Consider the following 2043-nt stretch of genomic DNA (forward strand, 5'->3'; position numbering starts at 1 on the left):
CCACCCCAACACCGGCAACGACACACCCCGAACGTGTCCGCCCAGTTCAACCCCGGTCCCGAAACCCCACCACCCCAGGGGACTTACCCTCCCAGACGCCCAGCACCTGGGGAACATCGGGCTCGATGAAGCAGTCGAGCAACCCGCCCATCGGATGCACCTTGTCGGCGTAGACGCTCGGCTGTGCGGGCAGAGTCTCCAGTAGCGTCCAATGAGGCAGAAACTCCGGCGTCATCACCTTTCCATGCTCACCCGGGGGTACGACAACCAGCACGTCCGCGTCCTCGGGCTGCTCCCACGGCTTGTGAGTCACGAACCCACCGTCGATCCAGTACCGGCACGTGCTGAACTGAGCCGAGACGAGGTCGATGTAGAGCGTGAGAGCGCGGAAGATTAACTCGCGCCGGGGACGGAACGGTGCATTCACTACAAAGGTCTCGTAGACCTCGTCGAGTGTGGCAACGTGCCGACCAACTGGCAACGTCGCATACTGCCCGCTCGTAGCTGGAATCGGCACGCGCTGCCAACCTCCTGGTTACCGCACTCCCGTGCTGTCGACCGCGTGATCCTCGCACGTCCCCGATGCTGGTAGGGCGCTTCCGACAACCTTGTGATCTATAGCGACCCGACTCGTTATGGCGTGTTCATCCACAGCGTCCGCGATCCGTTGTGAACGCACAGAAACAATTGGACTGCGCCCATCTGCATGACAACCGGGAGTGAGGTGCTGGCGAACGTGAGCGAATATCGGAGGCTCGCCGAGGAGCTTGGATACTGGCCCGCTACGACCGACCCGGAGCATCTGGCCAAGCTGCGCTCCGATAACGAACGCTTTAACCGGATGAACGCCCACGATCCCCAGGGGCTCAAGTGGTCGAAGATGGGTGCATCGGTCCCGCGCAGTGAACTAAGCGCGCCGGACACATGAAGCCCAGCAAGTCGTAGGCGCTACGGCTGGAGTTCCCGTCCACACGGTTAGAACTGCGGCACGGGCAGTTCGCTGACGAGCTCTCCGGCATCGATGTCCAGACCGGCGGCGATCTTCATGATCGTTTCTAGACGCAGGCTGCGCTGGCCCCGTTCCACTTTGCCCAGTTGCGTCCAGTGGATGCCACAACGAACAGCGGCAGCCTCCTGACTGAGGCCAAGTGCCGTGCGGCGGTCGCGGACCCGTTCGCCGAACACGCGGGTGGTCTCGTTGAGGGCTGGCTTGGGCTGGTCGTCGGACACGGTGTCCAACGACATACGGCCCGCGCGGAATCGGCCAGAGCGTAACGAGCCCATGCCTGTTGCGCACATGCGTAACCGGCCTGTAACCTCGGCCCGTAACTGGGTAGCACCTGAGAATTTCCTTGACGCCTCAAGAGGGAGACTGATTGATGACTCGCCGCAGTTCCGTGGAGCAGGGCCGACGCTCGGGCAACACCCACTCTTTCGGGAACAACGTCAGTCGCCGTCGCGCACTGGGCGGCGGCACCGCAGTGGGGGTGTTCTTGGCGTTCGGGATGACGCCACTCGCCGAGCCCGCCGCGAAGGCTGACGTCGATGACGTGATCATCGATACGGTGGCTTCGCTATTCGAGTCCTCGACCTGGACCGACCCCGACGCCCTCGACGCGGCATGGGATGCCCTGATCCTGCAGGACAACTGGGATGCCCTACTTCTGAACCTCGACGACCCCAGCTTCGGTGCAGTCCTGTTCAACGAATACTTCTATACCCCGCTGCACGCCTCCATCGACACCTGGATCAACAGCTCCGACGGGCAAGTATTCGCCAACCTCGTCAACTCGGTATCAGGCCAGTATCTGATCGGCGACGGCGCTAACGGAACCGCCGACAACCCTGACGGTGGGAACGCCGGGCTGTTGTTCGGCGACGGCGGCAACGGGTACGGCTACAGCGGCAGCGGCGGCAACGCCGGATGGTTCTTCGGTGACGGCGGCAACGCCGGGTCCGCCGAAGCAGGCGGCACCCATTCGCCGGTCACTACTTTTGCCGCCGAAAGCTCCGGTGCGATCAACGGCTGTCTCTTATACACAT

2 protein-coding genes and 1 pseudogene are annotated in these 2043 nt (G+C 62.9%); 1 reads left to right on the forward strand and 2 read right to left on the reverse strand.

Annotated features, from left to right (window positions below; genetic code table 11):
* Window positions 1-46: 46 nt before the first annotated feature.
* Both LI94_RS23485 and LI94_RS20975 read right to left on the reverse strand, forming a co-directional pair.
* Entirely contained in the window at window positions 47-313 is a 267-nt protein-coding gene (locus LI94_RS23485; RefSeq protein WP_152664905.1) for a hypothetical protein, read from the reverse strand.
* A 662-nt stretch (window positions 314-975) separates the two neighbouring features.
* The gene (locus LI94_RS20975; RefSeq protein WP_046302447.1) at window positions 976-1245 is read right to left on the reverse strand and encodes a helix-turn-helix transcriptional regulator; all 270 of its coding nucleotides are present in this window, start codon (window positions 1243-1245) and stop codon (window positions 976-978) included.
* Window positions 1246-1379: 134 nt separating this feature from the next.
* Here LI94_RS20975 and LI94_RS20980 point away from each other — a divergent pair.
* Window positions 1380-2043, forward strand: a pseudogene (locus LI94_RS20980) (hypothetical protein); the annotation flags it as partial.

Source organism: Mycobacterium sp. UM_Kg27 (assembly GCF_000972905.1).
GTDB lineage: Bacteria > Actinomycetota > Actinomycetes > Mycobacteriales > Mycobacteriaceae > Mycobacterium.